Raw genomic sequence first — 25882 nt, forward strand, 5'->3', positions numbered from 1 at the left:
CCTTCAGGTAAAGGAGGTAACCTAAAGGGGTCAGGGAGTGTTTGGGTATCTATAAGATACCTAATTGCAGGGGGGATTTGCCAAAAAATCGGAGAATTCTTGTTTACACACGTGAACATGGGAAATGGTGAAAAATGCCTTTTTTGAGCGAAAATTGCCATTTTTAGGTGTGTACACGGTGGTTGCGGGCTGGTTACGGCGTGCCTAGAAAAGAATTTTTGAGGAAATCTGGGCGTGGGCGGGCCGGATTTTGGCCCCGTCGCTTTTCTTGAAGGTGGCGATGAGCGAGAACTCCAGGAAGTCGCAGGTGAGGCGCGTCTCGCTCCGGATTTGGAGGTTTTCGCGGGGGCTTGCGTCGGGTGCGACGAGGGTGACCTTGAACATGTCCTCGCGGCCGCCGGACTTTTTTTCGGAAACGGATGCGCCGATTTCGATTCGGGGCCTGCTCCAGGATTTTTCTGTGCGGTCGTGCTGCGTGCGTGCGCTGCCCGTAAGCATTGCCGAGAGCGTGCTGAATTCGCGGGTTGTGCCCGCGGTTCCCTGGAAAATAGTTTGTCTGCAATTCTCGGAGGCCTCGACGCATGTGAATTTCGCGCCCATGCGGAGTGCGGGCGGCCCGCCGGAAATATCGAGTGCGAGCCTTCCCGATACGCTATCGGAGTGGAGCGGCGAGAGTATGCGGGCGCTTGCCGATACCCGCGTGTCAAAAAATTTCTTTGCGCGGTACGTGATGTTCTGTGTGGTCCAGAGCCTGCGCTTCGCGATGCTCGGGCTGAGCCTTGCCGGCGGGGGGAGGGAATCGCCGTGTATGTAGCCGGTCGTTTGCCACGAGAAGGCGGAGGAATCCCTGCCGTGCAGGCGGAAGTGTATGAGCGGGGTACGTTCCCCGAATTGTTGCCAGTATGCGACTTGCCCGAAGGGGAAGGCGGCCTGCGCCATGACGGAATGCGTGTCGGCGGTTTTCCACAGCGATACGCCTGCCGTGAAAGCCTTGCCGCGGGTGTAGCTGGCATGCGCCCGCAATGTCCCGGAGGTGTCGACGAGTCCGGCGAGCCCGAGTGCACCGAAGGAATATGCGAGTGCGGTTCCCCAGAGCGTGTCGACGGGAATGGCGCTCTTGAGTTCGCGGGTGGAAATTTGCCCGAAGTGCGCCTCGCCCCGCTTGCCCTTGTACGTGAGCAGTTCCTGCGTGCCGAGCCGGAGCGTTGCCCGGTGGAAATTGAACAGCAGTTCCTCGCGATGCGCCGTAACGTGGCCCGCGGAATCGTACCGCACTTTTGCTGCGAGGTGCCCGCCGTAGTGACGGGAAGGCTTTTTGATCCGCGACTTGCCCGCGGTTTTATTGCCCGCGCGCTTCTTGCCTGCGGGCGTATCGCCTGCGGTCCTGTTGCCTGCGAACTCGTCGTCTGCGAAAACTGCCTGCTCTCCCGTTCCGCAGGGTTCGTTCGCGTAGATTTCTGCAAGCGCGCACACTTCCTGCGTCTTGCCTTCGTCGATAAGCGTGAGCATCTCGTTTGCCTCCTCTGCCCCGATGGTGCCGTCGTCCCACCACTCGAATACCTGCGCTTCCGTGATGTCCGCCGCCTGCGCCTCCGTGATTTCCGCAGCCTGTGTCGCGAGCGGGGAGAACAGCATTCCGACTAGCGCTGCGGCAAGCGTGAAAAGTATGCTTATCGCGGATTTTGCCCGCTTTTTTTCCGTATCCATAGGATTCCTCTACCTATATAAACGGTTTCGCACGAAAAATGAGCCAAAACGCCCTTTTTTTTCTAGGAGGTTTTTAAATTTGGGCTATGGCAAGCGATTCCTGGCATAAGAGTCCCAAGAAATGGTCCGGCCGTACCCCCGCCCGCGCGGGCAGTACCGCCGGACGCGATTTCGTGCCGCACCTCAAGGCTCCGCGCACCGAATTCCCGCTGTTTAACGGGAAGCGCGTAAAGCCCTCGCTTGAGGGACTCGACAAGCTATTGCATTACTACGGCGTGGAACTTGAACCCGCGACGCTCGCGCAGTTCTGGGAGTTCCACCAGCTGCTGCGCGCGAACAACGAAGACCAGGACCTGACGCGCCTCAATGCGTTCGAGACGATGGTGGAACGCCATTACGCCGACTGCACCCTCATCAACGCGTACGTTCCCGAATGGCCCGCCCGCATGATTGATGTCGGGAGCGGCGCCGGATTCCCTGGAATTCCGCTCAAGCTCGTGAACCCGCATATCCGTCTCACGCTCTGCGAGCCGCGTCCGAACCGCATCAACTTCTTGAACATGGTCATCGAGAAGATGGGCCTGAAGGGTATCGACGTGTTCGGCCACAAGGTGACGAGCCGGAGCATGACCCTTCCGGTCGACGGAGTCATCAGCCGCGCATTCGAATGGATGGAAAAGACCCTCCCGCGCCTCGCGAATTCCCTCAAGGTGGGTGGCCGCGTGTACTTCATGAAAGGTCCGGGTGTTGCCGACGAACTGAAGGTCTTCCACCCCGAAGATTTTGGGTACAAACTAATCGCGAAGCATTTCTACACCATCCCGAACAGCACGCAGGACCGCGCGCTCGTTATCCTCGAACGTGTAGAATAGGGTGGCATCAAAGTAAAAAGGTCGCGAGATATTTCTCGACCCAAATTTTTTGTCTTAATACTTTATTTTATCGAAATTCTCTGCACGAGATTCGCTGACCCGCTGCGCACACGCACCATGTAGAGCCCGTCCGAAATCCCGTTCAGTTCAACGGAGCCCTTCTCGCACTTGGTGCTGAACACCGGGCGTCCCTGCATATCGAATACATCGACCTTCGCCGACTGCGTACCTGCGATAAACAGCGTGCGGCCTGCAACGTGCATGGTGACGCTGCCCGGGCCTGCAGTTTGCCGAATCACTATGGTGCTGTCCAGACCAATCGAGTCGGTGACTGTCGTGTCGGTGGTCGTCGTATCCGTGGTGGCCGTGTCCTGCGGCGGCTCGAAGTTTTGGAGCCTCACCAGAATGCTATCGAATGCCGGTTTCGGTTTCAGGTTATCGTCGTATATAAGTCCTTTCTGCCTGTTGAGCCCGCCAAGCCAGCTCCATTTATCGGATACGCCCCAGATCAGGTACGTGTCCGCATTCGGTTCTTCGAGGATAATGTCCAGGTATTCACGGAAGGTCTTTCCCTGGCGTTCGAGATCGCTCTTGCTCACGTTGATGCCGCTCTTGAATCCGATATCGAGCTCGGTGATTTTCAGCTTGATGTTGAGCTTTGCAAGTTCCCTGGCAAGCGAACGGAGGCTGTCCGGCGAACCGATAAAGTGCTTGTCGGTGGTGGTGTCCTCGACGTGCGTCTGTGAACCCACGCAATGGATAGGAATGCCGTTTGCGACCCAGCGCTTCACCTGTTCCAGCAAGAACCCTGCCTTGGCTTTCGGGTTGACCCCCTGTTCGAGGTTGTAGTCGTTGTAGCAGAGTTCCGCGTTGGGGTCGGCGGCGTGCGCCCACACGAAGGCGGAGTCTATGAATTCGGGGCCGATTCCCTGGTACCACACGGAATAGGTACGCCATTGGGGTTCGTTGTTGCTGATGGCCTCGTTCACCACGTCCCATTCGTCCACCTGGCCTTTCCAGTGCCCGACCACGTTGTCGATGTGGTTCTTGAGAACGGAGAGCAGTTTCTTTTTGTCGTTCTTGTAGTTGTTCACCCAGTTCGGGACCTGGCTGTGCCAGGCGAGTGCGTGGCCACGGACGCGCATGCCGTTCTGCTTTGCGTACCTGACCATCTTGTCGCCGTTGTTGTAGTTGAACCTGTTTTCGCTAGGTTCGGTCGCGTCGAACTTCATCTCATTTTCGGCAACGACGATGTTGAACTGCGTCTTGTGAACTTGTTCGTACTGTGCGGGAAGTCCGCCGCCAAACCACTGCGAGTTTAAAATGGCACCGATGTAGATGCCGTTCTTTTCTGCGTACGATCTGAGGGTTTCATCTGCGGCGAAGGTGGTTGCGAATCCTGCGCCAATCAGGGCTACGCTGAGCACAAGCCCAGACACGGGAAAAAGGTTTCTCATTGTTACTCCTTGTTTTTCCCTAATACCTATGCACCCGTATATAAAATAAACAAAAAACGGGTAGGTAGGTGTAAATTAACCGAAACAAGAAGTTCTGGTTTTTTAGGAGAATTTTTACGGATTTCCTGAAATTTTACTGAATTTTGCGATTTCTTCGCTTAGATCAAGGCCCGAGATGGATTTTTCCAGAGACTTTGCCTGGGCAAGAATTTTCCCGGCGAAGGCGTGCGTGGCGGGCGATTCCGGGTCGGCAATTCTGTGGTTCGCCATCTTCATGAACTTTTCTACCTGCGCGATATCCGCGCGGGTCTTTTCGCTGCAGTAGCTTTCTGCCATGCGCTCGAAGATGTATTCCTCGGCGGTTTTGGACAAATGAACCATGTCGTCGGCATAGAAGCGGTAGTCGCGCAGTTCGTCCATCACGATTTCGTAACTCGGGAAGTAGCTGACCGGCAAGGTCCCTGAGCTAGCCGAAGGGACTGTGGTGACTTTGTTTATTACGTTGTTTATAGCGAGTTGCAGCGTCGCCTTCGAAAGCGTGTTGTTGTGCGCGCCGTCGCCCATGTGCCGCAGCGGCGATACGGTGAATACGATATGGAACTTCCTGTCGTCATCGCGAACAGTGATGTTTGCTTCGTCATCGCGAGCCGTAGGCGTGGCGATCCAGTCCCGCTTTATTCTTGTCAAATCCTGCACGATGTTTTCGAGTGCCCTTGCCGCATCTTCTACGGTAATCAACCTGCGTTCAAAAAGTGCGGGGTCTTGCCGGTGGCAGTTCGCGACCGCGCGGCCGTGCGCATCCCCGTTGCCCGTCGTGGCGGAAGCGTCTTTCAAGTAGTACACGAACGCAGTCCCGAGCGTGATGAACACGACATCGGCCTGCTTTAGGAATTCCCGCGTGCGGGTTGCGGCCTCGTTCAGTTTTTTGATGCATTCCTCGCGCGTCGCACCCGAGAGCGAACCGTGCGCATCCCAGCTGTACCAGGGCCCGCGGGCATCTTGATTCTCTCTGGCGTCCTGTTTCCCGCTATCATCCTGAAGCCCGCGGGCATCTTGAAAAACATCTTTTTCCCCTAAAACTTTCCTGTCGGCAATCGCCCTAATCTGCCCGGCGATAGATACCGGGTTGTACACCGTCCCGAACGGGTTCGCGAGCACGCCAAACTTGCGTGCAGCAAACTGTGCTGATATGTTGTCTGCAAAGCACGACCCGAAAAACGCGATGCGGCTCGTGTAATTGATGCGGATGCTCGATGCGGGAATGTCGATTTTGGTGAAAAGTTCCATGCCGTAAATATAGGTAAAGGCGGATGCCTTGAAAATAAGCGCGGCCTTGCATTATAGAAAAATGCAAATTTTTTATGATTTTTTAAATTGTTGCCGAAATTTGAGTAAAAACGCAATTTTTGTATTGCAAAATAAGTTGACTTTTGCGGAATAAGAGGTATATTTGGTAACGTCAAGCCCTCGGAAGCGGGGCTTTGTCAGGAGGAAAAATGAAAGATGTCTTTGAATATACGGGCTACCGTCAGTACATCGCGGACTTTTACGCCGAAAGGAAGGTGAAGTCTGCATTTACCTGGCGGGAGTTCGCAAGGATGGCGGGGTTCTCCTCGTCGGTCCACTTGAAGTACGTGAGCGAGGGGCGCTTCAACCTGGGCGAAGATGCCGTCGAGCGTGTGGCAAAGGCCATGGGGCTAAGCGGGAACCGGCTGGAATATTTCCGCGCGATGGTGGAGTTTGACCATGCCGTTACGGACAACATAAAGAAGGAAATTTTCGAGAGGATGCTCTCCATTGCAAAGCAGAGCAATGCCAAGGTTATCGAGGGTGACGCTTTCCGCTATTTCGACAGCTGGAAAAATCCGGTGCTTCGCGAACTTGCTCCCGCCATGCCGGGCGCAAAGCCCTTGGCGCTGGCAAAAGCGTGCCGCCCGAAGGTCACTGCCGCTGAAGTCAGTGAATCGTTGAACTTTCTTGTCAAGGCGAATCTGCTCTTGAAAGATGCTAATGGCAACTACGTGCAGACCGACAAGTTCGTGACGACCGGCCCGATGGAGGCTGCACCCGTCGCCATTCGCGGGCTTCACCGCCAGATGGGTGAAATCGCGCTCGATACAATCGAGGGCGTGCCGCAAAACGAACGCCACTTTTCGGGCGTGACGCTGGGTATCACGCGCAACGTCTACGACAAGATTGTCGTGGAACTGGATGCGTGCCGCAGGAAGATTATCGAAATTGCCACCGCGGAAGACGAGACGGACGAAGTATATCGCTTGAATCTCCAGTTTTTCCCGATGACGAACAAACAGGGCTTAAATAAAAAGGGTTAGGAGGATACCATGAATAACGTTAAAATGAGCAGTAAAATTTTCTGCACACTGGCGATGCCGCTCGCCTTGATGTTCGCGGCGTGTTCTGACGACAAGTCTGTTGCGGGCGGTTCTGCCGAAGAGACGGGGATTGTTGCCTTCGAGAATATAACCGTCACGGCCGCTGCGCACCGCGTTGTGCTGGAAACGCAGGAAGGTGATTCCCTGCAGAGTGGTGCATTTGCCATGGAAGGGTACGAGTCCCGTTCTGTTGCGTGGCTTTACGAACTGGATTCGACCGACTTTGTCGAGACTGGTGTTTCGTATTCGGATACGCTCCAGCACGATGGCGACAAGTTTAACTTCGAGAATGTTACCCTTAAGAGCCCGTACGTCCTGGTCCGCATATTCGGTAAGAGCATCCATGGCTACGGGGGGACTGTGCAGGCGATTGCTGATGTCCGGAAAACGAAGGACGTTAACCTGAATTTGTTGACGACTCTTAAGACAGCGCTCTGGCGTTATCTAGCAAAGGAAGGCGTTGCTAGCGATAGTCTTGACGCTCGTGCGGAAAGGGCCACCCTGGATGCGCTTGGCATTGTCGAGAAGTTCAGTGGATTCGAAAGCAAGGAGATTCTGGAAAACCCCAAATATGTCATGGCGGAAGCCGCTGTTTCGTCGATGCTTATTTATGAATGGACTCTTATCCGCTGGACAACCCTTGATTCTACCATGAACACCCTTGAATTGTATGGCAATCTGGATAACCTGGATTCCCTGGTGCGGCTTGAGTTTATGAAGAACCTTGCTAATGACCTTGCGGACATGAAATGGATTACCCGCGGGAAAGAAGATATTCTGGATTCTTCGACCATAGATGATGAAGTCAAGACCCTCTATGACTTTAGGCGAACCTTTGCTAAAGTTCTGGCGGATGTGTATGTGAAGATTGCGGGCGAAAACCGCTGCACGGAGGCCCGTGAAGGGGATGAATTGAAACTTGCAGGTGTCGACTTGTCTATAGTCTGCCGATCGGGTGGCTGGAGGGTCGAGATTGGTAATGCCGGTAAGGTGTTCCCGGAAAGCGGGACAGTGACCGATGCTCGCGATGGTAAGACATACCGGACGGTGACCTACAATATCGGTGGAAAGTCGCAGACCTGGATGGCGGAAAATCTCAAGTACGAGTACGGAAAATCCCGTTGTCTCGATGATAGCGAGCGTGAGTGCGGATTGTTCGGTCGGCTCTATACGTGGGCTGATGCGCTTGCCCTTGATTCGTCAATCGTCTGGACCAAGGAGGAATGCGTTGAAAACTTTAGTCAGGATTATGCACAAGAATATATTGAAGAATATGAGGCGTGTGTAGCGAAATATAAGGATCGTGAAAAATCGGATATCGAAGAGCAATGTGGTTTTCCCTGGGACGTGGTGTGTGAATTGGCAACGAAGGAAGGGGGTCTCGAAAATTATAAATACTACATAGCGAAGGATCTGATTGACTCGGTGAATCACCAGGGTGTTTGTCCCGATGATTGGCACGTTGCAACGGCGGACGATTGGGAAGGCCTGTACAAGTACATAGAGGATGCATACAATGTGGAGGAAAGGGATGTCGTGTGGTACCTTTTGCAGTCCGAATATACGGAAGGGCCTGTTGGATTTGGCCTCCAGTTGTTGCCGACATCGGAAGGCAGGCGCACATACCGTCAACAAGAATGGGAAACAACCGGTAAGCGGCGCCTGTTCTATGTGTTCACTCCGATTTATGCGACTCCAATTTACAGGTATGGAGATGAACCTGCTGAGGAATTTTCCGAGGCGTACGAGCCTTGGCGTGGTTTGCCATTGGGATACCAGAATGTGTGGCATGTGGAGGGGGACTTATGGGGCGTAATGTTTGGTTACGAAAGATACGGAACCTTGCTTGTTCAGTCTGGGAATGATAATGAGTGGGCGACTGTAAATATGCCTGTTCGCTGTGTCAAGAACTGATATGCAAAGAATCTGTTAGGAGGAGAAAGGGGAAGGAAGAAAAAGGTGGAGAACAGGAAGGCGGGCTTATGCCCGCCTTTTTGAGACCGCTCGTTCGACATATAGGGTATAAAATCTCCGGTTTCTCACGAGCTCTCCCCTACGACGGCTCGTTGATACGAGTCGCCTCCGGGTCACGGCGACTGCTTATTTGCGTGTTTGTGAAGCGCGTCACGCGCGGGTGTCGTTTTGGGGCGAATCGCATTCCAAGTTGGAATAAAAACGGGGTCGCAATCGGGCCTGCCCTATACTATATTGAATAGGTTAGGACCTGCCTATGAACAGAATCAAGTTTACCGCGTTTTCGCTTGTCGCATTCCTCGTGCCTGCCGCCTTCGCGCAGGACGTGTTCATTACCGTCGACCAGTTCGGGTACCGCCCCGACGCAAAGAAGGTCGCCGTATTGCGTAGCCCCGAGGTGGGTTACGACGCCGCGCTCTCGTACACTCCGAGCGATGTGATGGAAGTCGTGGACAGCGCGACCGCGAAGGTCGTGTTCTCTGGCGCTCCGGTCGCTTTCCAGGAGGGTGCAATCGATACCGCCTCGGGCGATAAAATCTGGTGGTTCGACTTCTCGCAGCTCAATACGCCGGGTACTTACTTTATCCGTGACAAGGCGGATAACTTGAAGCAGTCTTTCTACTTCCGCATCCGGGACGACGTGTACAACGACATCTTGAAGGCGGCGATGCGCATGATGTTCTACCAGCGCGTAGGCATGGCGAAAGAGGAAAAGTATGCGGGCAAGGACTGGGCCGATGATGTGAACCACGCGCAGGACAAGGCGGCCCGCCTGTTCACCGACAGCACGAATGCCGCGACGGAACGAGACGTGAGCGGCGGGTGGTTCGATGCGGGCGACTTCAACAAGTACACCATCTGGAACGGCAACTACATCGAGACGCTCCTGCGCGCCTACATAGACGTGCCCCGTGCATTTACCGACGATTACAATATTCCCGAATCGGGCAACGGGATTCCCGATATTCTCGACGAGGTGAAGTGGGGGATGGATCACCTGCTCCGCATGCAGAACGCGGACGGCTCGGTGCTCTCAGTGGTCGACGAGGACCACGTATCGCCCCCATCGGCAGCGACGGGCCGCAGTTACTACGGTGCCCCCAACGCGATGTCCGCCTACTCTGCGGCGAAGGCGTTCGCGCTCGGTTCCATTGTGGCGGGCAAGCGCGGGAACACCGAATACGCGGCGACGCTCAAGGATGCCGCCCAGCGTGCCTACAAGTGGGCCGAGGCGCACCCCGATTCCATGTTCTACAACAACAAGGCGGAATACGGCACCAAGGACCTTGCGGCAGGCCAGCAGGAAATCGATACAAACTACACGACGGGTGCGCGCTTCGCGGTGAAGGTGGCATCGGACTTCGCGATGTACGAACTCACCGGCGATGCGAAATACCTCGGGCGTTTCGAGGCGACTCCCGATAGCCTGCCCCTGATGCGGCAGTACGGCAGCTGGGCGCTCGACCAGTACCGCGTTGCGCACGACCTGCTCTACCTGCAGTACCTGGGCTACAAGGATGCGGATGCCGACGTGAAGGGAATCGTGCAGGAACGCTTCGTCTCGATTTTTGGACAAAGTAAGTATATTGCGGCGGGCCTAGGGCACGACGGCTACCGCTCCTACATCCGCGACTACAACTGGGGTTCCAATTCGCACAAGGCTTCGAGCGGGCTCCTGTTCGACCTGATGGCGGGTAGCGGCGGAGCGACCTCTGCGGAGGCGGGCGCGTGGCACGAAGCCGCGGAAGATTACCTGCACTACCTGCACGGCGTGAACCCGTTCGGCATGGTGTATCTTTCGAACATGGGTGGCTATGGTGCAGGCAAGAGCGTCACCAAGTTCTATCACGGATGGTTTACGGGCGACAATCCCGCTCCGGGATACGTGACGGGTGGCGCGAACTCCCGCTATGCGTGGGCGGCCTGCTGCAAGCAGTACGATGCCGACAACTCTGCGAAGGGTTGCGGGAGTGCCGCGAACAACGCGCTCTGCTATGCGGTATCGCTCCCGGTCGGGGAACCGCACGCGAAGATGTACGCGAACATCAACGAGGGCTGGCCCATCGATTCCTGGGAACTCACGGAACCCTCTCTCGGGTACCAGACGGCGTATATCCGGCTTATCTCGCGATTTGTGAAGCAGAAGGGCGTGGATATCGGGGAAAAGTTCGGGAGCGACTCGACGGATGCCGTGAAGCCTGTCGCCGCGCCGGTGCCGAACCTGAATGTAGCGCTCGCGGGCAATAGCCTTGAGGTCGTGAGCTCGGGCGACATCCGCGAAATCCGCCTGTTCGACGTGAACAATCGCGAAACCCTGCGCTGGAACGGCGATGCCCGCCGCGTTTCGCTGGATATTTCTGCCTTGAAGCCGGGAGTATACGTAATTCGTGCCGTTTCGGGCCAAAAAACGTTGACAACGCTGGTGGTGAAGAGGTAAACGGGCCGAATATATTGTATTTTTATATGACATGTTCCGCTTGTGAACGAAGGAATTGATTATGAAACCTGGTAAGATCGAACTTCGCCTGAACGCTGAAATCGAGAAACGCGGTGCGCTTTTTGCCGTGCTGCTCGACCCCGATACATCCGATGAGGCCGCGTTCGTGAAGGCGGGTGCGATGGCCGCCGAGAACGGTGCCGACCTGCTCCTGGTGGGCGGTTCTTACCTGGGCAACTTCACGCTCCCTAAGCAGGTGGCGGCCCTCAAGGCCAACGTGGACCTGCCCGTGGTTCTTTTCCCGGGTGGAGCCTCGCAGGTGGTTCCCGGTTTCGACGCGATGCTCTTCATGACGCTCGTGAGCGGCCGCAACCCGAACTACTTGATTGACGAGCAGGTGCGCGGTGGCGCGCTCGTGCGTGCGCTCAACATGGAAGCAATCCCGACGGCATACCAGCTCATCAACAGCGGCAAGCGCACTACTGTGGAATACATCAGCGGTACCATGCCTGTACCCGCGAACAAGCCCAAGCTCAGCATGGTGAACTCCATCGCGGCAGAACTCATGGGCATGCGTTACGTGTACCTGGAAGCGGGCAGCGGCGCCGAAGAGCCCGTACCCGTGGAACACATCGCCTACACCCGCAAGGCGACCGAGATGACGATTATTACCGGCGGTGGAATCAAGGACCCGCAGACGGCCGCCATCCGCGTGGCCGCAGGCGCGAACATCATCGTGACCGGAACGCTGTGGGAAAAGGTGGAAGACCCGGCGCTGCTCAAAGAATTTGCCGCCGCAATCCACGTGAAAGGCTAAAAGCGTCGCAATACTTCGTTGCCCCCGATCTTACGGCTTGTCACCCTGGAGCCTGGAGTGCGAAGCACGATAGGCGATAGGGTCCATACATTTTATACCCTCACTTTTTCTCCCTAGTGCGGGCTGTGCAAACTCTACCCAGATTTTGTATATTCTATCTGTTGTATGCAAATAACTAAGATAACAGTATCCCAAACGGTTCAGTTTTTTAAAAAGAAGGATTTGTGGGCCAAAATAGCCCTTACTGTACTCTTCCTTTCGTATTTGTCTTTTTGTCGAGCATGTTTTTTTAATCCAATTGCGGGGGAAGACTTTCCTATTTATGAGAATAATTATCCGGGGGATTTGTATAGCTTTCGGGCGAAAAATAAAGGCGCAAAGCAATGCGAGTTGGATGGCAAGAAAATTTTCCTAGAACGGGAGAATCAGAACGAATCTTTTTGGTATGACTTTTTTGTTGATACCAATGCTCCTTGTGTTTGGCATCTTCAATATCAGGATGATGATGGTTCTAGAAAAAATATTTTGACATATAGGTTTGTAATCGATAGAGGTGTTGCGGGCGGTGGTAGTCTAGGACCAGATATTGGAATTGATGAACGACAAGATTCTATCGTCATTATTTATGATGCAGAACCATTTGATGGTTTCACAATAGAGCCAGGCCCGTTCAGCGATAAAATTGTACTTCAGAAAGGAGCTTCGAGGAAAGACATTATTTCAGCTCATTGTGCTATGGAGTAGTCCAATTGATTAAGAAATTGATAGAAAAATTCTTTACTTTGACTGCGTTTATTTCCGCAGCATGTTTGGCGGTTCATTATGCACCAACGTCCATAATTTTTGTAGGTAATCGTCTTGATTTTATTGCCGACAGACCGCTTGTCTTAATTGCGCTGTTACTTTCTTTAGTGATGCTTGCGTCGGCTATTTTGTTGTTGCTTGATTTGTTCTCGCAGAAATTCAAGGTTGTCCAAAGAAAGGTTTGGATGGTGTTTGCGGCGATTGGAACCGCTCCGATTTTGCCTCTTGCCTTGTTTGGGTTAATTTTGTTCGTAATTTTTGCTTTTTATTATATAAATCAATTTTTTGAATTTATAGTCGGCTTGTTTTAGGAAGCATATACTCGAGGTGTTTATGGGAAGAGAGTTCTTGCTTGCTTTAGCGCTTGCCTTGGCGGCGGCATCTCTTTTTGAACTGCGACTCCCACGACAACTATGACCCTACAGGACGCCAGGGCGATGGCGAGAATGCCGACGGTTTTGGCGTGCATTATCAGTTCGATGGCGACACCACCAAGTTCTACGGATGTCGCGCCTGGTGGAACAGCGACGACGGCTTCGACGTGCTGGCCCAGGAATTCCCCGTAGTCGTTGAAAACAGTTACGCCATGGGGAACGGCTATATCCATTACGGGACAAGCAAACCGCCTAGTTTCTTGAAACTCAAGAAGGGGAGCCGCGCCATTGACAAGGGCGAAAATCTCGGTTTCTCGTTTGTGGGCGATGCGCCCGACCTCGGCGCATTCGAATACGGGATGTCGAGCAATTCTGTGGCGTCATCTGGTTCTGTTGCCGAATCATCTTCTGGAACGGCACGAATCATGCCGCAAAGGACGCCTGACGGCGAAACGCCCGCCCGCAAGGGTTACCGCGACCTCAAGGGCCGCCACTACGAAAAGCTGATCCGCTATCGTGTGATGTTCTAGCGGTTTTGTTTGCTACAACTTGCGAATCTCTTATTCGCTTATTCCATTTGTATCTTGAAAAAGCGTCATTAGATTACCGCAAACATAAAATTTCCTGGAAAAACGCAAAAAATCTCTTTACTTTTGCACCGAAATAAGCGATATATAAAAAGGAACAATCCTGGCAACAAAAAGCACATCCAAGGAGTATTTATGGCGATACGGATTCTCGAAGGCTCTCAACCATGGGTGCCTGCTTTACGAGCAAGCATCTCTCGGCTGCTATATGCCTTCGAAACATCGGTCCGCATGCGGTCAAATGGGACAGTAACGCTTCTTCTTGACGACACGGATGTGATGAACGATGACGAGGGAAATACTTTTTTTCTTACAATGGGGTTTGTTCAGGACCCGTTCGGATGGGAAGACGAGAGGGATGGTTCCCTTGATACAGAGGTCATGATAACGTTATACCGATGGCATACGATTGACTCTAAAGTTGACCTATACCACCCCGGTACGAAGGAGCCCTTCACAACATTTCCGTTGAAAATGGATACGTTTGGTGACGACCTTGCAAACGCAGTTCCTGGACTTTTCCCAGATGCTCCCGACTTCCATAATCAAAAACCTTCGTGAGCGCTTGTGATTTGTATGAGACTTTTCCTGCCATTCATCCTTGCTGTCTCGCTGCTTTCGGGCTGCGGGCTCAGCGACGACACACGCGATCAACTTGAAAAAGCCATCGGTAAGGCGGCAGGAGAAGCCTGGGATTCGACCAAAACGATGACGGCAAGGTTGACTGATGAAATTTCAACAAAAATCGAGGAACATGGCGGGGCACAAGGCATATACGACGAAATTACCCGATTCGTAGACGGGCTATTCGAAGATTCGAATGACGGAAGCAATTGCAAAAAGAAGTCTGCCCAAAAGTCAAAACCAAAACAGACAACGCCCATGACTCTTGTCAGGCGAACCCCTGAACAGCAGAACTACCACGAGGAGGTTCTGAGCCTCACCACCTTAAAAACGGCTTCCGTAATCATCGACTGTCTGCGGCCCGAACTGGACACCGCCATAAATATCGTGGCCTCGGTCTATCACGAGGTGTTCAAGGACGACAATTATCGCCCGGTAATCACCAGCGGGAACGATTCCGACAAGCATGGCGAACGGTCTGCCCATTACGCCTGTGCCGCCGTGGATATCCGCATCAAGGATGTCGAAAATTTGGGAACCCGTAAGGTTGTTGCTCAGAAGATTCGCGATGAACTGGGCTCCCGGTACACTGTTCTGCACGAAGATGTTGGCAAGGCAAACGAGCACCTGCATGTGCAGCTACGCAGCGGAACGTACGACCGGAATATCGTGTGGAGATAATTTGTTTGTAAAACCGCGGAAATAACCGATGGTTACGATTTCGATGCCGAGATTAGCGAGAAATGCTCGAAATTCGAGAACATCATGTGCCAGTGGGACAGACGATTAAAGCGAAGGCCCTGTTTACTTTTGCACACTTGAACTTTTCGCACAGGGCAAGTCAAAGTCACAAATCTAGACGGAAATGGTTTCCGGCAACTGGTAGCGGCGTTTTTCCCGTTCCTTCTTGGGCAACGCCTTGAATTCAGCAGATTCTTCCATCTCCTTCCGCCCCTTGATTACCAAAAAGGCCTTGTAGAAAGCGTCCTTGAAGAACTGCTACAACGGAGGCTTATGGAAACTTTCTACTTATATATCGTTCCTCGCGTTGCAAATGTCAAATTTTTTGTATATTGTGCATACGCACCAGAAAAGGTGGTATTACGGATCATTCCCGCGCGGGCGGGATGGTCCGTTTTTGTTTATAATGAGGTGAAAATGAGGAAAAAGACGGAAATGACGGCCCCTGGCCTTGCTTCGACTGCGATCAGCTCAGGCGTCGGAGGTGACAATTGGGGCGAACTACCGCAAGAGAGTAATATGCAAATTTTGCATAATACTCTATCAAAATTCAAACCTACTACTATTTATTCTTTAGACGTCATTATTTCGGTTGGTTATCGAGTAAAATCCTTTAGAGGTACTCAATTTCGCCAATGGGCAAACCAAGTTCTTAAAGGCTATATACTTAAGGGCTATGCCGTGAATCAGCGGAAGATCGCGACGGATTTGCAGATTGCGGACCGCCTGCATGAACAGCGGCAACTTATCGAGAGCCAGGGTGCAGAAATCGCGATGATGCGCACAATTCACGACCGCTTTTTGCTCGTCGATGACAAGGTGTATCACTTCGGGGCGTCATTCAAGGACATGGGCAACGAGATGACAGCATTCAGTGTCTTGGACTTTGTGACCCCCGCAGAAGTCATCGAGAAAATCCAGGAAAGCATGAAAGGGCGGTGAAAATGGAAAACTGCACCAGTTGGTGCAGAATTCCCCCTCCTTTTTCGCCTGTTTCCAGTGGAGCGGGCGTTTTTCTTGCCCATAATTGTGTATTTTTCATAGAAAATCGGTCACACCGCGAGGTGTGGTTTTTGAGGTATATATGCAGAAGCTAGTTATAGTGACTTTCGTGCTCCGTGCACTGGGCTTTGTGCTCGTGCTGTTGAGCCTTTTCGGGCACGACATAATCTTGAACGTGTTCCCCGGACTCGAGGGGATGTCCATCAACCCGATTTTCTATTCGGGTATCGGCGTGTATTTTGCCGGTGCGGTAATCTATTTCTTCATCAAGAAGAAGGAGAAGGCCGACCGCCGCCGCGAAGAGATTGCGGAAGCCGAACAGCGTGCCTTCCAGAGTTCCGCCAAGGAACAGGGCTCGGACGGCAGCCAGGATGCATAGGTGAATTATGGGTGATTTGATGATACAGATTGAGCATTTGCACAAGACCTACCACAGTGGGTTCTTGATGAAGCCGAAGCTTGCGCTCAAGGACGTGAGTTTCAGTGTGGAGCCGGGCCAGGTGTACGGGTTTATCGGCCCGAACGGTGCGGGCAAGTCCACGACCATCAAGGTGCTGACGGGCTTGTTGAATTTTGATTCGGGCAAGGTGCTGGTGAACGGCATCAGCCCGCGCGACGTGAAGAGCCGCCGCTACATCGGTTACTCCCCGGAGCAGCCGTACTTCTACGATTACCTCACAGGGCGCGAGCTCCTGCGCTTCTACGGCAAGCTGGTGGGGCTCGACGGTGCGGAACTGGACAAGCGCATCACCTGGGCGCTCGAACTCTTGCACGCGAACAAGGACTGGATTGACCGCCGCCTGCGTTCGTACTCCAAGGGCATGATGCAGCGCGTGGGCATTGCGCAGGCGATTCTCGGCAAGCCGAAGCTCTTGATTCTCGACGAGCCGATGAGCGGGCTCGACCCGATGGGCCGCCGCGACGTGCGCGAGGCTATACAGCAGCTGAACCGCGATGGCGTGACTATCTTCTATTCGAGCCACCTGCTGAGCGACGTGGAAAGCATTAGCCACAAGGTCGCGATGATCGTGGATGGCAAGATTGTGCGAGAAGGTACGGTCGACGAGATTACCGAGTCGTGCGGGGTGGAATACCACGTGCGTACGCGCAAGGCGATTCTCGAGAGCGATCTGCCGCAGGGAGTTGCGCTTACGGGCCACCCGGAAGAATTCGTGTGCGAGGATGATGCTGCCCGCGACCGCCTGCTGGGCTACAGCCTTGCGAACGGGATTGCGGTCGAGAAGATGGACCACAAGCGCCCGAGTCTCGAGGACATTTTGACGGAGGAGATTGCACGTGCAGACGCTTAAGTATATTGCGATTATCGCTCACAACACATTCCGCGAATCCATACGCGACAAGATTCTCTACAACATCGTGTTCCTCGCGATTGCGCTCACCCTGTTCAGCATCGTGCTTGGCGAATGGTCGGTGTTCGACCGTGCCTACGTGATCAAGTCCACTACGCTTTCGGTGATGAGCCTTTCTGGCCTCCTGATTTCCATCTTCGTGGGTATCAGCCTGGTGCAAAAGGAAATCCAGCGGCGCACGGTGCTCACGCTGCTTTCTAAGCCGATTAGCCGAGTGACGTTTATCGTGGGCAAGTACTTTGGCCTGCTTGCCGTGGTGGCGGTACACCTCACGCTCTTGACGGTCATCTACTACCTGATGCTTTTCGTGATGAACGCGGAACCGACGGCGAGCCTGCTCCTTGCCATATACCTCATCTTCTGCGAGATGGCGGTGGTGATTGCGGTGGCGCTCCTGTTCAGCAGTTTCAGCAGCACGATTCTTTCGGCGCTCTTTACGCTGGGCGTTTACTTTGCGGGCCACCTGAGCAACGAACTGTTGGAACAGGTGAGGTTTGCAAGCCGCATGGGCGAGATGGGCGATACCTCTACGGCACTGTTCGAGAAGGCCGCGGTAGTGATTCACGCGATTTTCCCGGGGCTCTACCGCTACAACGTGACGAGTTACGTTGTGCACGGGCTTGCGCTCCCGGATATGTATTTGTTCTGGAACACCATCTATGCACTCGGTTACGTAGGAGTATTCCTCGCGATTGCAAGCTGGTGGTTTAGCCGGAGGGATTTCCTATGAGAAACCAGTATATGGCGAAGGTCCTCGTCCACAACAAGATGGTGACGCAGGACCAGGTGGATGCCCATTGGGCTGAGGCGAACGACCAGGTCGATATCGGCCAGGTTTTGGTGAAGGCCGGGCTCTTGCAGCAGGCGGTTTACGAGAAGGTGCTTGCCTTCGTGAAGAACCTGGAAGCGAAGAATGCTGCGGCCGCTCCCGCAAAGCCTGCCCCCGCTCCGGCGGCAGCTCCGGCTGCTCGGGCAGAAAGCGCGGCCCCCGCTCCGGCCCCGAAGCCCGCCCCTGCAGTAAAGCCCCAGGCATCGGCGCCTGTGGCTCCGGAAGAACCTGCGTTGCAGATTGAGGGCAACAGCATCTATGGCGAGGCGTCTTCTTCCAACATGGTGGTGGAGAAGGTTTCGGGCCTGGAATCCACGAGCATCTCGAGCATCGGCATCTCTACCGAAGACGTGTCTGAAGATGAATCTGCGAATGACGAACTGCCTTCGCGATTCGCGGTGGTTTCGGGCGAAGGGTCCGAGGTCATGGCTCCCGAGAACCTGCTGGTGACGATGAGCCTGAAGAAGATGATTGCGTATGCCCGCAAGTTCGGCGCGACGGATATCTACCTGTTTGCCGGCCGCGAGGTGATGATGCGCCAGTCCGGGTCAATATTCCCGGTGACCGAGCAGACGCTCGACCGCACCCGCGTGGCGGACCTGCTGGCCGAGGCGTCCGAAGGTTTCGCTGACGGCTACAAGGTTGTCGCGGGCAAGAACTTCAGCAAGACATTCGGGCTCCCGGGTGTCGGGCGTGCACGCATTTCCGTCATCTGGAACGACGTGAACCCGAGTATTTCCATTCGCGTCATCCAGAGCGAGTCCATCTCTTTCGAGAACCTCTTCTTGCCGCCGTTCTGCCAGTCGTTTGCCGAACTGCAGAGCGGGCTCGTGCTGATTGCGGGCCCTTCGGCGAGCGGGCGCTCTACCACGATGACCACGTTTATCGAAACCGTAGCCGCAAATCGCCCGTGCTATATCCACACGATAGAACGGCCCATCGAACGCCTGCTCAAGAACCCGAACGGGGCTCTTGCCCAGAAGGAAGTCGGGCTCCATGTGAAGAGCGGCATCGCGGGCATCGAGCTTGCCATGCGTGACGGCGCCGACGTGATATGCTTTGACCATCTGCAGTCTATGGAAGAGTTGAACCTGCTGCTGCAGGCTTCGAACGCGGGCGCGCTTGTGTTTGCCGTTACCGGTGGTAACAACATTCACGCCCTGCTCTCGAAGTTGCTGGTCGAGGTTCCGGAATCGAGCCGCGCCGCGTTTGCGTGCACGCTTGCCGACCAGTTGAAGGGCGTGATTGTGCAGCACCTTATCCCGGTGGTGCAGAACCAGGGCCTGGTGCTTGCCTGCGAGGCGATGCGCGTTACCTCTACGGTCGCGAACATGATTCGCCGCTGCGACCTGTCGCAGTTGGTTGCCGCAATCAGCAGCCAGAAGGACCAGGGCATTACTTTGGACGATTCCCTGCAGAAGTGCGTGGAATCCGGTTATATCGACGGTGCGGAAGCCTGGAAGCGCGCTTACGATAGCCGCCGCTTTGCGGCGTACAGGCCGGCATAAGGAGGTTTCGTATGGCTACAGAAATTGAATCCCTCTTGGAATATGTGGTGAATGTCGGCGGTAGCGAACTCATCGTTACCGAGGGCGCTCCTTCCGCGGTGCGCCTCGCCGGTCGTGTTTGTGCCGTTCCCGATGCACCCGCAATCGAGTTTGGAACCCTGCGTGAATTCCTTGGTTCCATGGAAGGTGACGAAGGCTCCATGATATGCGGCCCGTGGGCCGGTGTCAAGTGGCGCGTGCGCTTTTTCCGCGAGGCTCTCGGGAATGCCGCCGTTTTCCGCCCGCTTATGGATGAATGTCCGGACTTTGCTTCGCTCGGGGCGCCGGAATCCGTACTCGGGCTGGCTGGCCGCAGTTCCGGCCTGATTGTCTTTGCTGGCCCCGCGTGCTCCGGCAAGACGACCACTGCGACCTCGTTTATCAGTACGTTATGTTGTTCTAAAGTTCTTCGCGTAAGCCTGCTGAACGAATCCGAAGAAATCCCGGTGAAGACGGGCGAGAGCCTCGTGCTCAAGGATTCCGTGGGTTCCGTGAACGAACGTATTTTGCAGGCTCTCCGTAGCGGTTGTGACCTGTTCTGGCTGGGCGATTTTGCGGGCGAGAATGTGATTGCGATGCTTCGTGCCGCAGAGGCCGGGGCCCTTGTGGTGTGCTGCGTGACTGCGGGTAATTCTGCGGGTGTGCTCGATACGTTGCTTGCGTCGGTACCGAATGCCGAACGTGACCTGTGCCGTGCCATGCTTGCTGACCAGCTGAAGGCCGTGGTGGTGCAGCGCTTGTTGCCGGGTGCTGCCGAAGGTAGTGGTGCCGTCCCCTCGTGGGAAGTCATGCTCAATACGCAGAACGTGGCGACGCTTATCCGCAGTGGCGAATTCTTCAAGTTGCCTTCCATCATCGCGGCATCGCCTGCAGAGGGAATGCTCCTTATGGACGACTGCCTTGCGGAACTTGTGAAGTCTGGCTATGTAGCACGTGAAGACGCGGAGAGGTATGTTTCTAACCCGGCAATGCTCGGCTAGGCACGCTCTTGCGTTTGCCTGCGCTGCCACCCTGGCGGCGTTTTCGCTGTTGCCCGCGCAGCAGATTGACGCGCTTGCGGCGGAAGTTCCCGTCGCGACGCCCGCACCTGCCGCACCCGCAGTATCTTCCGATTCTGCGGCAGTCGCATCTCCTGATTCCGCGACGGCTGCAAATTCCGTTCCCGCCGAACTCCCGCTCACTCCTTCCGCGCTCGATTCCGCGGTTGCCTCGGTTGCGCTCCCGGCAAATGCGAAGTCGGTTTTGTACCTGGGCGGTGGCGAGAATTCCCCGTGGTTCCACCTGGGCGTGCTCTATGCGATAGAGGCGTACTCCGTGCCGGTCGATTCCGTCGTGGGTACATCGTGGGGCGCGTTGGTGGGCGCGCTCTGGGCGAAGGGTGTATCTCCCGATAACATCCAGCGGATACTTCTCGACCCCGACATGGCCACGATTTTCGATGCGCCTGAGAACGGCCTGTATCAGGAGGGCTCGCGCCAGAATGCGTCGCGCCCGAGCATTCCTGTTTCCGAGACGGGCGTGCCGAGCCTTCGCGAGCGTTTCTCCATCCAGCTGGATTCTTCGGGCCGCCTTCACCGGCAGTTGAAGCCGCTCTCGCCGGATTCCTCCGCAATCGAATCCGCGCTGGCCCGCCTCCGCCTGCAGGAATCCGTACTCCGTCACCGGGAAGGCTTCCGCATACCTTTCGCTACCCTCGGGTGCGACGGCGTTACGGGCGATTCCTATGAAAGCATATTTGCGAGCCTTCCCGTAAGGGGCAACGACAAGTCCGGGGAATATTGCCCGTACCTGGCGCTCCCTCTGGAAGATTCCCCGAACGAGGTCGCGATTATCGCTGTCGCCGACCCGATTCGCGGTACATCGGGTGGCCCTGCGTGGCATCGCGTTATCCGGGATGCGGCCCTCAGGAATCTCGGTTCCCAGCCGGGTGTAATCGTGCGCGCGCATTCCCTGCAGGATTCTTCGCACAACGGCTGGATTCAGGCAGGTTTTTCTGCGCTGGAATCAAGGCTCACGCAGATGTCTGCCCTCGGGAGCCGCAAGGCGGACTATGCGGCGAACCGTATCGCATCGGTTCCGTGGTTCAAGTTCAAGCCGGTCTACGATAGCCTTCCTCCCGAAACGCACGGCCCGGTAAAGTCGTACTGGAATGCTTCCGATACGGGCCTTGTCGCTCCCCGCAATTTTGCCTATGGAGTTTCGCGTTTCCCCTCGTTCGATTCAGTCTCGTTCGATATGCTTTCCGATGGCGACGTGCTTGTTGCCTCGAAGGTTCTGCCCACGTTCGACGTGGCGGTGGGTGGCTTCGGGTCGAATGCGGTTGGCCCGAATGCATACGCGGAACTTTCGTTCTACTATGTGGACCAGATGCAGATAGAACTTTCGCTTTCGGGCTTTTACGGCGGGCGTTCCTACGGCTTTTCGCCGAGCCTCAGGATTGAGCGCCTCTGGAGCAAGGACTGGGGGCTGAGTGTCCGCTACGACTGGAACCGCATGCGCCCATTCGAGTCGTTTGTCGAAAATCAGCTGGCATACAGGCGCGTCTATGCCGAAGACAAAAGCGACATATCCGCATCGCTCTACTACAGGTTCGACACGCACCAGTCCGTTTCTGCGAACTTCCTGTTTGCCGATAGGGAGGTGGAACTCGAAAGCAGGATATACGGCGATGAACCGTACAACTACTACCCGGCATCGCAGAAAATTCGCTATTCGTTCGAGATGGGCGATACTGCGACCTGGTTCCCGCTAGGTGGTCTTGCCGCGCATGCCGAACTCGGGCTCACTTCTGTTGGGTATGATTTCGGGTTCGACGAGCACGTGCCCTCGTTCTATACCTTCTATGCCGATGCGGCCTACTCTGCGTCGCCCCGCCCGTTTGTGACCCTCGGTGCCTTCGCCGCGTTCGCGATGAACAAGTACCACAAGGATGGCTATGGCTACGTGTATCCGGAATCGTTCGAGATTTCTGCACTCGATAACTGCATCCGCCCGCGTATCGCTGCGAGCCCGTGGAGCACGGAATGGCTGAACCCGGACTTGGCTTCGCACCACTACGGGCTTGTGCGCCTGAATGCCGGGTTCCATTACAAGGGTCTCGGTGCCTGGGTGTATGCGGCCTACGTGCGTGACTTCGAGGAAAACCCGACGGCAAGCCTCGGCAAGGACCGCTTTGTACTGGAACCTGCGTTGCGGTTCTCGTACAAGTCAATCAATATCTATGCGGGTATGTCGCGCATCGTGGATAGCGATACCTTCGGCGACCTGAAGAAGTTCGGCGACTACGACCTGTTCTTCCGTATTGGCAACTACAACCTGTTCTAGCTTTATTCCCCGCGGTTCCTTGCTGCCACATCCTTGTACTTGTTGTGCTCGGAGAGCGTCTTGCTGAAAAAGTGGGTCATGCTCCCGTCATCCTTTGCAACAAAGTAAAGGGCCTCGGTCTTGTCGGGGTGTAGTGTCGCCTGTATCGCCTTGCGCCCGGGGTTCGAGATGGGCCCGGGCATGAGCCCCTTGAACTTGCGGGTGTTGTACGGGCTGTCGCTGTTGAGCTGGCTCTTGTAGATGGGCCCGGTCAGGTTCCTGAAGATGAACCGCACCGTCGGGTCTGCCCCGAGCGGCATGCCAATCCTCAGTCGGTTGTGGAATACTCCGGCGATAAGCGGGCGCTCATCGGGAATGCCCGTTTCCTCCTCGACTACGCTTGCCAGTGTAAGCACCTTGTGCCAGCTGCCGAGCGTCTTCCACATGGAACTTGCCGAGTCGGGCATAAACTGGTCGCGCACCTTCAGGTTCGCTGCCACCATCTGCTTGAGTATCGTCTCCTCGTCCGCGTCGATGGGGAAGGGGTAGGTGTCGGGCAGCAGGTAGCCTTCCAGCGAGTTGGCGTCGACCCCGAGGCTGCGGGCGAACTTCGGGTCCTGGACCAGGTCGTTCCAGCGCTTCTCGTCAAGTTCGGGGAATACCTTCTTTATGTAGGCGGGCATCTCCCACGAGGCTCGACCTTCGGGTATGGTCACCCGGCGTACCGCGGTCTTGCCGCTCCCGATGATGCCTGCAATTTCGTCGAGGGTCTGGTGCGGGGGTATCTCGAACCAGCCGGCCTTCGGGGAGGGCGGGTTAAGCTTGCACCAGACCTTGTAGGCCAGTTCGTCGTCCCAGATTCCCTTCTCGCGGAGGATGCCGAAAATGTGCCCGGCGGAACTCCCCTTGGGTATGTTTATGAGCACGGTTTCGCCGTTTTTGGAGGTCTCGGCCAGCCGATTTTTCATCTGGAAGGCGAAAAAGGCACAGGCGAGGGCTAAAAAAACGCAAAAAATGGCAAAAATCTTCTTCATGATGTAAAAATTTAAAAGAAATTGTGACCAATTGCAAAAATAAAAGGTATATTCCTTATGCATTGTTGAATATTTTACCTTGCTTTTGAGGAACGATATGAAAAAGCTTTTCGTAATGGCACTTGGTTTGATGGTCGCTGCAGCCTTCGCTGCTCCTAATAAGGTCAAATCCAAGCTCGGTGATATTGAACTCACCAAGGAAAAGGGTGGTGGAAACGTAGTCTGCACTGCCGGGTTCAATGACGAACTTACCATCGTCAAGGACGGCGATACCGATGTTCTGGTCAAGGGTAGCTGCGGCCAGGGCTGGGTGCCCAAGTCCAAGGTCGAATACGTTGCAGCTCTCGCCGGAGACAAGTCCATGAAACTCGATGGCGTGGACGTGGTGGGCTGGCTCGATAACCCGAGCGCCGTGTTCGTGTTGGAAAACGACGACATGGACTTTGACGGTGTGAACATCGACCGTGACTTCAAGGAATACCTGCAGCACACGATGGACCGCGAAACCATGGAAATGCACAACAACGAAAACTAATCGTTGCCGCGTTTCGAACCGTTTTACGCCCCGCCTAGAGCGGGGTATTTTTTTACCCTCCCTAGTCTCTTATAGATTATCGTCTATCCAGCGGGTGCGTTCGCGTACCCACGATTTCAGGTCTTCGACCGTCTCGGCGTATGAGCCGTAGGCCTTGGTGTGGGTGAACTCGTTCACGTTGCCGAGCACGTCGGGCCATCCGCGGTAGTTGTTCTCTGCCGCCTTCGCGATGGCTTGCGCGAAGGCGTCGATGGAATCGGGGAGGGCTTCGAATATGGCCCTATTCCTTTTCCAGAAGAGCTCTGATGCTTCCTTCACGTTGGGCATTTTGAGCATGCGCCTGTACCAGGAGTAGTCGCGTATGTACCAGCCGTCGGTGCCTTGCAGTTTGGCGGTGGCGCCGAACGCCGCGTCGAAATCCCATACCGGCCCCATGCGGATGACGCTCCCCGCGACCCATGTGAAAAACACGCTTGTGAGCGGGATGGCGTCGGGGTTCTTCGTGAATTCCTGTACCCAGTAGTGCTTGATGAAGGCGTCGACATCGAACCAGTTGTCGGGCGTGCTGTCGAGCGCGAGCGAGTAGTCCTGGTGGATATACTCGAGGTAGCCTTCCAGGCTGTCGAGGTGGAGCCTGAGCCGGTCCATCGTTTCTTCGGTCGGGTCCTTCGGGGCGTGTATCCGGAACGCCATTTCGCGCTCGTTGATGACTACGAATTCGTCGTCTCGGTACTTGCGGTCCACTTCGACCAGGTACGAATCCTGGTTGTCGGGTATGTTCACGCGGTTCTTGCCCACCTTGATGGTTTCGCATAGCTGGTACACGCCGCGGTAGTTGCCGTTCAAGAAAAGTTCCACGAAACGGGAACGCGGGCTGTAGGCCATCCCCAGCCACTCCGAAAGCTTGAATGCGGTATAGTTCTTGACAAGGGTCTTGTCGCCGTAGTTCGCGAGGAGTGCCCAGTCCCTGTTTTCGGGCATGTCCAGGAGTGTTACTTTGTTTGTGAACGTGACCTTGAAACTGCGCTTGGGCATGGCAAGCGAGGTGTTGCCCCTTATGCGGATCATGAGCGGCATGGTGTCTGTAATGGCGGCGCCCCCCTCGGTAATTACGGCGTAGGCAGGGACGTCGGTTGTGTCGTCATCGGGTCTCTCCGGCGAGAGTGTTGCGATAAGCATCCTCGGGATTCCTGCATCGGGGTAGTAAGTCCGGTCGTTCTTGGTCGGGGAAAGCCTTTCGTACGCCATCAGGATCGAGAGAGAATCAATGGATTTGTCGAGGGTGTCGTCAATGGCGTTGGCGGTGTCGCTTGCTGTGGAATCCTGTGCAGTTGTTTCCTCATCCCACGGCGAGGAAATTTCCCTGTCGGAGCCGCTGTTGGAGCATGCCCAGCAGAATAGGGAGGCCATTATGGAAAGCAACGCCTTGCGCATATACTAATTATATACAATTCAGGCTCTTTCGGACCGTTTTT

General features: G+C 55.0%; 23 protein-coding genes. 18 read left to right on the plus strand and 5 right to left on the minus strand.

Annotation, left to right across the window (positions count from 1 at the left end; genetic code table 11):
- Positions 1-204: 204 nt before the first annotated feature.
- A complete protein-coding gene (locus BUA44_RS15515) occupies positions 205-1707 on the minus strand; it encodes a hypothetical protein (protein WP_072807771.1) in 1503 nt (500 codons plus the stop codon).
- Positions 1708-1793: 86 nt separating this feature from the next.
- On the opposite strand from BUA44_RS15515, the gene rsmG reads away from it, so the two are divergent.
- Positions 1794-2579: a 16S rRNA (guanine(527)-N(7))-methyltransferase RsmG gene (gene rsmG, locus BUA44_RS01375; RefSeq protein ID WP_083579417.1), complete on the plus strand. Its 786-nt coding sequence runs from the start codon at positions 1794-1796 to the stop codon at positions 2577-2579.
- 62 nt (positions 2580-2641) lie between these two features.
- Here the strand turns inward: rsmG and BUA44_RS01380 are convergent, their stop codons facing one another.
- Both BUA44_RS01380 and BUA44_RS01385 read right to left on the minus strand, forming a co-directional pair.
- Positions 2642-4036, minus strand: coding sequence for an endo-1,4-beta-xylanase (locus BUA44_RS01380; RefSeq protein WP_072807772.1), 1395 nt, complete (start codon positions 4034-4036; stop codon positions 2642-2644).
- A 114-nt stretch (positions 4037-4150) separates the two neighbouring features.
- The gene (locus BUA44_RS01385; protein WP_072807773.1) at positions 4151-5323 is read right to left on the minus strand and encodes a GSCFA domain-containing protein; all 1173 of its coding nucleotides are present in this window, start codon (positions 5321-5323) and stop codon (positions 4151-4153) included.
- 209 nt (positions 5324-5532) lie between these two features.
- Between BUA44_RS01385 and BUA44_RS01390 the strand changes: the two genes are divergently transcribed.
- From BUA44_RS01390 to BUA44_RS01465, 16 genes are all read left to right on the plus strand, one after another.
- The gene (locus BUA44_RS01390; protein WP_072807774.1) at positions 5533-6369 is read left to right on the plus strand and encodes a TIGR02147 family protein; all 837 of its coding nucleotides are present in this window, start codon (positions 5533-5535) and stop codon (positions 6367-6369) included.
- Positions 6370-6378: 9 nt separating this feature from the next.
- The gene (locus BUA44_RS15840; RefSeq protein WP_072807775.1) at positions 6379-8343 is read left to right on the plus strand and encodes an FISUMP domain-containing protein; all 1965 of its coding nucleotides are present in this window, start codon (positions 6379-6381) and stop codon (positions 8341-8343) included.
- 316 nt (positions 8344-8659) lie between these two features.
- A complete protein-coding gene (locus tag BUA44_RS01400; protein ID WP_072807776.1) occupies positions 8660-10840 on the plus strand; it encodes a glycoside hydrolase family 9 protein in 2181 nt (726 codons plus the stop codon).
- Positions 10841-10901: 61 nt separating this feature from the next.
- A complete protein-coding gene (locus BUA44_RS01405) occupies positions 10902-11657 on the plus strand; it encodes a phosphoglycerol geranylgeranyltransferase (RefSeq protein WP_072807777.1) in 756 nt (251 codons plus the stop codon).
- Positions 11658-11822: 165 nt separating this feature from the next.
- A complete protein-coding gene (locus BUA44_RS01410) occupies positions 11823-12401 on the plus strand; it encodes a hypothetical protein (protein WP_072807778.1) in 579 nt (192 codons plus the stop codon).
- 5 nt (positions 12402-12406) lie between these two features.
- Entirely contained in the window at positions 12407-12772 is a 366-nt protein-coding gene (locus BUA44_RS01415) for a hypothetical protein (RefSeq protein WP_143151814.1), read from the plus strand.
- Positions 12773-12849: 77 nt separating this feature from the next.
- The gene (locus BUA44_RS15845; RefSeq protein WP_072807780.1) at positions 12850-13365 is read left to right on the plus strand and encodes a right-handed parallel beta-helix repeat-containing protein; all 516 of its coding nucleotides are present in this window, start codon (positions 12850-12852) and stop codon (positions 13363-13365) included.
- A 192-nt stretch (positions 13366-13557) separates the two neighbouring features.
- Complete coding sequence (locus BUA44_RS01425) at positions 13558-13983, plus strand: hypothetical protein (RefSeq protein ID WP_143151815.1); 426 nt, start codon at positions 13558-13560, stop codon at positions 13981-13983.
- A 15-nt stretch (positions 13984-13998) separates the two neighbouring features.
- Complete coding sequence (locus tag BUA44_RS01430) at positions 13999-14727, plus strand: hypothetical protein (protein WP_072807782.1); 729 nt, start codon at positions 13999-14001, stop codon at positions 14725-14727.
- 579 nt (positions 14728-15306) lie between these two features.
- Positions 15307-15729 (plus strand): RhuM family protein, encoded by a 423-nt coding sequence (rhuM, locus tag BUA44_RS01435; RefSeq protein ID WP_255370424.1) that lies wholly within the window; start codon positions 15307-15309, stop codon positions 15727-15729.
- Between the two features lie 142 nt (positions 15730-15871).
- Entirely contained in the window at positions 15872-16168 is a 297-nt protein-coding gene (locus tag BUA44_RS01440; protein ID WP_072807985.1) for a hypothetical protein, read from the plus strand.
- Between the two features lie 7 nt (positions 16169-16175).
- Positions 16176-17099 carry an ABC transporter ATP-binding protein gene (locus tag BUA44_RS01445; protein ID WP_255370415.1) on the plus strand — a complete coding sequence of 308 codons (924 nt, stop codon included), beginning with the start codon at positions 16176-16178 and terminating at the stop codon, positions 17097-17099.
- Positions 17086-17889, plus strand: a complete 804-nt coding sequence (locus BUA44_RS01450) for an ABC transporter permease (RefSeq protein ID WP_072807987.1) — start codon at positions 17086-17088, stop codon at positions 17887-17889. The genes BUA44_RS01445 and BUA44_RS01450 overlap by 14 nt, the downstream gene beginning before the upstream one ends.
- Positions 17886-19496, plus strand: a complete 1611-nt coding sequence (locus tag BUA44_RS01455; RefSeq protein ID WP_178348720.1) for a type IV pilus twitching motility protein PilT — start codon at positions 17886-17888, stop codon at positions 19494-19496. Before BUA44_RS01450 ends, BUA44_RS01455 begins: the two co-directional genes overlap by 4 nt.
- A gap of 11 nt (positions 19497-19507) precedes the next feature.
- The gene (locus BUA44_RS01460; protein WP_072807785.1) at positions 19508-20515 is read left to right on the plus strand and encodes an ATPase, T2SS/T4P/T4SS family; all 1008 of its coding nucleotides are present in this window, start codon (positions 19508-19510) and stop codon (positions 20513-20515) included.
- Positions 20487-22859, plus strand: a complete 2373-nt coding sequence (locus BUA44_RS01465) for a patatin-like phospholipase family protein (protein WP_083579418.1) — start codon at positions 20487-20489, stop codon at positions 22857-22859. The genes BUA44_RS01460 and BUA44_RS01465 overlap by 29 nt, the downstream gene beginning before the upstream one ends.
- Before the next feature lie 2 nt (positions 22860-22861).
- Here the strand turns inward: BUA44_RS01465 and mltG are convergent, their stop codons facing one another.
- Positions 22862-23872: an endolytic transglycosylase MltG gene (gene mltG / locus BUA44_RS01470; protein ID WP_255370416.1), complete on the minus strand. Its 1011-nt coding sequence runs from the start codon at positions 23870-23872 to the stop codon at positions 22862-22864.
- 97 nt (positions 23873-23969) lie between these two features.
- Between mltG and BUA44_RS01475 the strand changes: the two genes are divergently transcribed.
- A complete protein-coding gene (locus BUA44_RS01475) occupies positions 23970-24407 on the plus strand; it encodes a hypothetical protein (RefSeq protein ID WP_072807991.1) in 438 nt (145 codons plus the stop codon).
- Positions 24408-24476: 69 nt separating this feature from the next.
- Here BUA44_RS01475 and BUA44_RS01480 read toward each other — a convergent pair whose 3' ends face one another.
- Positions 24477-25841 (minus strand): CotH kinase family protein, encoded by a 1365-nt coding sequence (locus BUA44_RS01480; protein ID WP_072807788.1) that lies wholly within the window; start codon positions 25839-25841, stop codon positions 24477-24479.
- Between the last annotated feature and the right edge of the window lie 41 nt (positions 25842-25882).

This window comes from Fibrobacter sp. UWR3, from assembly GCF_900143055.1.
Lineage (GTDB): Bacteria > Fibrobacterota > Fibrobacteria > Fibrobacterales > Fibrobacteraceae > Fibrobacter.